We start from the raw sequence: 7,144 nt of genomic DNA on the forward strand, positions 1-7,144 counted from the left end.
CGGCGCGTCGAGCGGCACCGGGCGGTCACTGTCGCCGGCGAGGATGCTCGGGGAGTCGAGGTCGAACGCCGGCGCGGCGCATGCTCCGCCGCGGGCCGAGACGGCCCGGACCCGCACGTGGGACGCGGTCTCGGGGTCGCCTTCGACCAGCGCACCCTCGCCGATGTCGACGTGGGCGTCGGACCGGGAGTCGACAGTGGTGCGCAGTGTCAGGGGTTGGTAGGCGGAGCGATTGCGCAGGCCTGCGGTGTCCACGCGAACGGGGAAGTGGCCGCCGTAGGAGGAGATGGGCGCGGTCCAGGTCGTCCCGAAGTCGGTGGACGCCTGGACGGACCACGCCGAGCTGCGCAGCTCGGACTCGCGGGTCTGTTCGTCGCGGTCCTGGACGATCATCGTCGCGCCGAGTGCGCAGACGGAGGCGGCACCGAGTGCGACCAGGGTGGTCGCCGCGTGCCGGATGCGCATGACTCCTCCGAGGGGCCGTCTGGTGGAGATCGGTCCAGAGGAGGGGGCTCTGGTACGGGCGGGGCCGCAGTGATCGCCGTTTCAACTAGTTTATGGTTCGCGACCGAAGCATCGTTACAGCACCCCTGGGTGTGTCCGATATCACCCTCGCCGTGGCGTGTCGACCGGTCGTCAGCGGATGTAGACCACTGTTCCGGTCTCCTGGTTGATGGCGGCCCAGCGCCAGCCGTCCGCGGCGGGGTCGTCCGAGGTGAAGGTGGCCCACGTGTCGCCGGGGTCGCCGCCGCCCAGCCAGATCTCGAGCGCCGCCACGCCCTGCTGAGCGTCGGTCGGGACGGTGGTCCCCTGGACGACGACGACGACGAGGTCGTCGCCGCCCACGGTCACGGTGCCGACGTCTTCGAGTCGAGCAGTGGGCGAAAGGGTGCCGGGTTCGTCGGGAATGACGACCGCGGGCGCTGCCGACGTCGTGGTGACCGTCTTCGTCGCCGGCGGGGTGGTGGTGCTCGTCGGCGAGGCGGTGACGGTGGGCGCCTGGCTGGTGACCGTGGTTGTGCGGCGGGTCGTACTGGTCGTCGCGGCGGTGGTCGTTCCTGCGGTCGGTGCCTCGTCCTCTTCGGATGGATTCGGCGGGGCCGAGGTGGTTGTCTCGGATGCGGTCGAGTTCTCGAGCGGGGAGGTCAGGGTGGTGGTGGGTTGGTCGGCGGCGCGTGCGTCCCCCTGCCTCGTCCCTCGAGCAAGAGTTTCTATACCGGTGCCGCCCACGGTGAAGCCGCTCGGATAGCCTGCGCCGCCTGGGAATGCAAGAAGTCCGTCCGGTTTAGGCAGTGGGGCGGGAAACTCGACGCCATCCCCGTTTGGAGGGGCTTGATTGTAAGTCAGGGTCGTACGCGTGAAGGGCCCAAATGGGTACTGGAGGGGACTGTGTCCGGACCCTCCAATAGTGATTCCACATTCAGACCTGGAGAACACAATGGTGAAGGAGCCGACGTAATTGTGAGGCGAATCCGGATTAAACTGGTCAATGGTGACGAACAGGTCTGAGAGGGCATATCCGGCTGTCTGGAATGCCCGTGATGTGAGAGTGGCCCTGATCTTCACAGGACTATCGGGATAGACTAAACCCAAGTCCCTCTTCGTTTGGATCCACTTTGTCACGCTGGTGTTCGCAGCAGGAACCGGAAGGCTGACGAACTGGTTGTCAGGCGTGGTGTTCGTGACTGTGCCGGTAGAAGCAAATGCAACTGTGTCGGCAGTGGGCGCGAAAGCTCGGGCATTTCCACTCGGTGAGCATTCTGCCATGGTCATCACGTTCCGGGCCTCGACGAGATCGATTACTCGAAGTCCTGGCAAACCCCAGTTTGTCGCTTGCGCTGACCCTCCGGACGTCCCCCATCCTTTTGCGCGGGCCAGCGCGTAGTTGGTTCCGTACGCAGGGCCTCCGGTGCAATTCGACGGGTTGCCGCTTGAGATCACAGCCGATGGCGATGTTTGACTGCAGTAATTGACTTGAGTCGATGAGCGTAGTCCGACAGTACGTATCCCGAAGTCGCCATAAGTGGAATACGAGTGGTTTCCTGTCAGGGCGCGGACCGTACCGTCAGGATTTGAGTTAATTCGATTGAGAGTGAATGTGGATGGATCTCTAGCAGGGATGTAGCTTGTGTGATTTGTGAACGCGTTAGAGGTTGAGCGCGCCCAGCTTGCGGTGGTCCACTCCGCCTTGACTGAAGCTTGAGCCAACTCCTTGTCATTCCAGGCAGCGTCGGTAGTATCCACGCCCCCGCCGACCACACCGGACAAGGCCAGCACCCCGGCGAGCGTGAGCGCGCCAGCGGAAGCCGCGACCCGGCGGAGACGAGCGGAGGGGCGGGAGATGCTCATGTCACTGCTGCTTCCGGGGCCAGAACGCCCACACGACAAGGAACGAGGCCGCGACGGTGATCCCGGCCATGTACTTGGGTTGACTGACGGCGGCCACTACGTAGGCGAGTCTGGGTGCGTGCCAAAGCACCTTCTTGACCTCGGACACCTCGTACGGCTGCGCGTCCGGGGAATCGTTGGCATCGCCCTTCATCTCCACCGAATAGGTGCCGTCGCCCACCGGGGTCACGGACACCACGCGGTGGGTCACCGGGAGCTGGCCCTCGCCGCGCGAGACCGTCGTGACGTCGCCGACCTCGATGTCGGAGGCGGGAATCTGTCTGACGACGGCGAGGGAGCCCGTCGGGATGGTGGGCGACATCGAGCCGGTCTTGAACATGATCAGGCTGATGTTAAGCGCGAACGCGGCGATGGTCGCGACGATGCAGACCACGCCGAGCAGGGCGAGCACGGAGAGGATCGCATCGGTGATCCGCGAGGCCATCGACCGTCGGGGCTCGGGCGTGGGCACCTTCGACGAGTCGGCGACAGCGGGAGTGAAGTGGGGTGTCATGACGAGACCGCGTCGAAGGTCCATCGGACTGTCGCGGTGTCGCCATTGCTCAGTCCGGATGGAATTGGCAGAGGCAGGCTGAACTCGTAACAGAGGTATGTGGCCGCGCCTGCGTCAGATATCGGTAAGCCAACTGGCAGAGCGATCTGGGACTTGTCGGCTTTTGGGGCCGAGAGCATAGTTCCGAAGGTCGGATTTCCGGAGGTCGATTCGCCACCAACGACGAAATTTGCGCTTGAGCCGAATGAAGCTGATCCGCAGATGTCCGAATTCGAACTCACCACACGCATGCGGAAACTAGCAGCTTTGCTTGAGGAAACCTCCTGGCCCGTCGGAATCGTCACTGTTGCACCTGTCGATGAACCGGGCGCCATGCGGAGCCCGAACCGAGAGTACGACCTCGGTCCACCAGGAGAGATCCCGGCGAGCGATGGTTGAAACACGGCCTGTGATCCAGCGGTGAAGTGGTCCGTCCACCCACTGGCGGTTGAATCGTTGCCCTGAACGTTCCACTTCGAGCCGGTGAGAACGCTGGTTCCGTATTCCCTGTCGATGAACGCGGCGACTGTCTCACCGGCGGGGGCTGCTATCGAAGTGGCGGCGGCAAAGGTTAGGAGGGACAGAGCCGCGAGACCGATCCGCGTGCGAGTTTGCAGTGCCGTCATCGGCCCTCCCCTTCTATTCGTCCGTGCCCAATCGTCACGCAGAGGTCGCTGAGAACTTCCAGGTGGTCGTTACCGAGGAAGCGAAGTTCCAACTCGGATCAGTTGGCGGTGTGTCGGTCGGCTGGGAGGCCAACGAGACGGCGAGGCATACCGTAACCGGCGTGGTGCTCGTCGGCGCGCCTGTCTTCGAAAGCGTGAATGTGGGTGGGGTCGTGGTCGCGGTGTAGCCGTTCACTGTCGGGCCTGGAGTGGCATCCGGAGAGGGAACCAGAGCGGCACCTGAAGTGCTGTATGTCGCCGGCTGCGTGATTTCCGCGCACGCTTTCGGCGCAATTCCGGTCCGGGCTTTCCACGTCAGCTTGGGCAGGAGGTTGGCGTCGCCGGTGCTGGTGACCGACTCGATATGGACAGTGGCGTCGTAGCTGGCCTTAAGAGGATCGATCCGGAGCGAGAAAGGTGCGTACACCGTCGTGCCAGGAGTCAGGTTGCTGAAGTTCGCCGAGAACTCCAGGCCAGCGCCGTTTGCGGTGAAGTTGTCCGCCCATGTGCCAGAGGGCAGGTTCGACGTTGTCTTGTTGCCCTGGACGTTGAACTGGCCAGCCGAGAACACGCCGTTCGCATATTCCGTGTCTGACCAAGCCGCCAGCGACATGGTCGCACCGAGACCCAGGACCATTCCGCCGGCGAGAAGTGCCTTGCGCTTGCGACTGCGTCGCTGGGCGGGGGTGAGGGCGGTGTCGCTCATCATGTGGCTCCGGTACTAGCTGGGGAGTGCGGAAGTGGCGCGTGGTGCGAACCGGGCGGGGTCGGGTGTTCCGACCCCGCCCGGTGAACGTCTACACGAGTCGGCGAAGTGCCCGGTCAGTTGGTCAGCGGAAGCGACTCGCCGGCAAAGCGCCAGAGGATCGACGTCGCGCCATCTCCGCCAGCGGCACTTGCGGTCTTGATTGCGTCTTCGTCTTCGTCGAGTGTCACACCGATGCAGAGATGGCTCTGGTTACCGAACCCCTTGACGAGCGCGATGTCAGGCCCTGTCCCGGTTGCCGATCGGACACTCCCGAACGCCAGGGTCTGAGGGTCGGCCGCGAAGGCTCCGCCCTTCCAAGGCGAGGTCAGGGGGGTCTGCTCAGGTGCCGTGGTCGCCGGATCCTCGGCCACGCACGTTGCGGACTTGACGATCGCGAACTCAAGGAAGGGGGCAAGTGGCCCGGTTGCGGTCGCCGATTCGAGCCAGTAGCGGCCGTCGACCGTCGTGGCACTATCGGTGGCGATGCTGAACGGAGCGACCACGGTCTCGCCGGGTGAGAGATTGAGGGAGTCGATCTTGAAGTTCACCCCTCCGCTGGAGCTCCGCGTAGTCAGGTTGGCAGCTGACGACGCGGTGTTGTACTCCGTGTAGTCGTCGATGGTTTCGCTTGCGGCCTTGGGGGATCCGACGAGGTTGAACGTTCCGGTCTGGAACGTGCCGTTCGCGAACACGTCATCCGACCACGCGGCCAGCGTCACCGCGGCGCCGAGGCCGAGCACCACGCCGCCGGCGAGGATCGCCTTGCGCTTGCGGGCCCGGTCCTGCTTCCGCTGGGCTTCGGGAGCGAGGGGAGTGGTGGCGTCCATGTGCGCCCTGCCTTTCCGAGGGGGACCACGCGACGATCCCGGGGGGTGGGATGTGTCGGCCTCGTACGGGGATGGGACTTGATCGACACCGGGCCACTGCGGTGGCCCGCCGCATACATTACGAAAAAGTTATTGATGCCGCAACCATGAATGTGGGTTTATTCTCCCAGTGCAATGCACCGATCGGTCGCTCGGTACGCACTCGTTAGGTGTCGTGAATATTAGTGTTGACTTGGATTTGGAGTGGGCTCCGACATTCGAGGAGGTCAGGGCGGTGCAAGGGGGAGCGGCTGTTAACCCGTGCACCCCTAACCTGGCTCGCTGGCATACTCGGCCCCGTGCCCCGCGCGCGCCAGAGGTGAATCTGGTCACATGCCTACCTGCAGGAGAAGCCGATGCCCGACACCCCGTCCCTGAAGCTCGGTTACAAGGCGTCGGCCGAGCAGTTCGGTCCGCGTGATCTGGTGGAGTTCGCCGTGATGGCGGAGCAGGCGGGGATGGATTCGGCCACGGTGTCGGATCATTTCCAGCCGTGGCGCCACGACGGTGGTCATGCGCCGTTCTCGTTGGCGTGGATGACGGCGGTGGGGGAGCGCACCGAGAGGCTGCAGCTGGGCACCTCGGTGCTCACCCCGACGTTCCGCTACAACCCGGCGGTGTTGGCGCAGGCGTTCGCGACGATGGCGTGCCTGTACCCGGGCCGCATCTTCCTCGGTGTGGGTACGGGTGAGGCGCTCAACGAGATCGCCACCGGGCATCAGGGCCAGTGGCCGGAGTTCAAGGAGCGGTTCGCGCGCTTGCGTGAGTCGGTCCGGCTCATGCGCGAGCTGTGGACCGGTGAGACGACGAACTTCGAGGGTGACTACTACTCGACCAAGGATGCGTTCCTCTATGACGTGCCCGAGGGTGGGGTGCCTGTCTACGTCGCCGCGGGTGGTCCGGTGGTGGCCAAGTACGCCGGCCGGGTGGGCGACGGGTTCATCTGCACCTCCGGCAAGGGGATGGAGCTGTACACCGACAAGTTGCTCCCGGCCGTCGAGGAGGGCGCGGGAATCAACGAGCGCGATTCGGCGCAGATCGACCGGATGATCGAGATCAAGATCAGCTACGACCCCGACCCGGCCGCCGCGTTGGAGAACTGCCGCTTCTGGGCCCCGCTGTCGTTGACACCGGAGCAGAAGCACTCCGTGGACTCGCCCCGCGAGATGGAGCGCCTCGCTGACGAACTGCCCATCGAGCAGGTCGCCAAGCGCTGGATCGTCGCCTCCGACCCGGATGATGCCGTGGAGCAGGTCAAGCAGTACGTCGACGCCGGCCTCAACCACCTGGTCTTCCACGCCCCCGGCCATGCCCAGAAGCGCTTCCTCGACCTCTTCAAAACCGACCTCGAACCGCGACTGCGAGCCCTTGCATGAGTAACGAGAACAACCTCCCCGGCCCGGACAAGGCTGACCTCTCCGGCCTCGAGGGTCTCCTCGACGTGGCCGAGTCGGTCCGCGTCCTGCGCTACCCGCACGAGACGGAAGCCGACGAGGAGGGGCAGACCACGGAGTGGCACTGCGACATCGTCGTCGTCGACAACGTCCCCGCGCCCGGGTTCACCACCTACGCCACCGTCGGCGCCCGGGAGCTCCCCACCAACGTCACCACGCCCGACGGTCGGCAGATCCGCAGTGAGTTCGTCACAGTCGGCCGTACCGGACACCGCGCCATGGCCGACGTCCTGGACGCGTGCGCCCTGGCCGTCGCCACCGGGTCCATCCATGTGGCGCCGGGCGCGGTGATCCCGGGCGCGGTGGGGCTCGTCGACTCCGGCCGACGCTGCGAACACCTGGTCCTGACCCCGCCGTTCCTGTGGCCCGACCTGCAGGTGGTCGACGAGACCGGCGGCCCGGACGGCACCGGACCACTGCTCACCCGGCTGCAGGCCGTCCCGATCACCTCCGCCGAGATGTCGGCGGTC

The 7,144-nt window shown here is 65.1% G+C and carries 8 protein-coding genes; 3 read left to right on the top strand and 5 right to left on the bottom strand.

The window, feature by feature from the left end; translation table 11 throughout:
* A partial coding sequence (locus G6021_RS06465) for a hypothetical protein (protein WP_182640879.1) occupies positions 1-465 on the bottom strand: 465 nt, incomplete at its 3' end.
* 171 nt (positions 466-636) lie between these two features.
* On the bottom strand, positions 637-852 hold the full coding sequence (locus tag G6021_RS06470) for a hypothetical protein (RefSeq protein WP_182640880.1): 216 nt from the start codon (positions 850-852) through the stop codon (positions 637-639).
* Between the two features lie 55 nt (positions 853-907).
* Here G6021_RS06470 and G6021_RS06475 point away from each other — a divergent pair, with 55 nt between their 5' ends.
* Entirely contained in the window at positions 908-1,249 is a 342-nt protein-coding gene (locus tag G6021_RS06475; RefSeq protein ID WP_182640881.1) for a hypothetical protein, read from the top strand.
* 1,101 nt (positions 1,250-2,350) lie between these two features.
* On the opposite strand, the gene G6021_RS06480 is transcribed toward G6021_RS06475, so the two are convergent.
* From G6021_RS06480 to G6021_RS06490, 3 genes are all read right to left on the bottom strand, one after another.
* Positions 2,351-2,902, bottom strand: coding sequence for a signal peptidase I (locus G6021_RS06480; protein WP_187700501.1), 552 nt, complete (start codon positions 2,900-2,902; stop codon positions 2,351-2,353).
* A 699-nt stretch (positions 2,903-3,601) separates the two neighbouring features.
* A complete protein-coding gene (locus G6021_RS06485) occupies positions 3,602-4,315 on the bottom strand; it encodes a SipW-dependent-type signal peptide-containing protein (RefSeq protein ID WP_182640882.1) in 714 nt (237 codons plus the stop codon).
* Positions 4,316-4,428: 113 nt separating this feature from the next.
* A complete protein-coding gene (locus tag G6021_RS06490; RefSeq protein ID WP_182640883.1) occupies positions 4,429-5,181 on the bottom strand; it encodes a SipW-dependent-type signal peptide-containing protein in 753 nt (250 codons plus the stop codon).
* Positions 5,182-5,576: 395 nt separating this feature from the next.
* Between G6021_RS06490 and fgd the strand changes: the two genes are divergently transcribed.
* Entirely contained in the window at positions 5,577-6,596 is a 1,020-nt protein-coding gene (gene fgd, locus G6021_RS06495; RefSeq protein WP_182640884.1) for a glucose-6-phosphate dehydrogenase (coenzyme-F420), read from the top strand.
* Positions 6,593-7,144: suppressor of fused domain protein (locus G6021_RS06500; protein ID WP_182640885.1), on the top strand; the 552-nt coding region annotated here is incomplete at its 3' end. The genes fgd and G6021_RS06500, both read left to right, overlap by 4 nt.

The sequence above is a fragment of the Dietzia sp. CW19 genome (assembly GCF_014145265.1).
In the GTDB taxonomy this organism is placed as follows: Bacteria; Actinomycetota; Actinomycetes; order Mycobacteriales; family Mycobacteriaceae; genus Dietzia; species Dietzia natronolimnaea.

Excerpts from the sequence above, each read along its gene's own strand:
- G6021_RS06490 (WP_182640883.1), bottom strand. The coding sequence starts at position 5,181 with ATGGACGCCACCACTCCCCTCGCTCCCGAAGCCCAGCGGAAGCAGGAC.
- G6021_RS06475 (WP_182640881.1), top strand. The coding sequence starts at position 908 with ATGACGACCGCGGGCGCTGCCGACGTCGTGGTGACCGTCTTCGTCGCC.
- G6021_RS06485 (WP_182640882.1), bottom strand. The coding sequence starts at position 4,315 with ATGATGAGCGACACCGCCCTCACCCCCGCCCAGCGACGCAGTCGCAAG.
- G6021_RS06480 (WP_187700501.1), bottom strand. The coding sequence starts at position 2,902 with ATGACACCCCACTTCACTCCCGCTGTCGCCGACTCGTCGAAGGTGCCC.
- fgd (WP_182640884.1), top strand. The coding sequence starts at position 5,577 with ATGCCCGACACCCCGTCCCTGAAGCTCGGTTACAAGGCGTCGGCCGAG.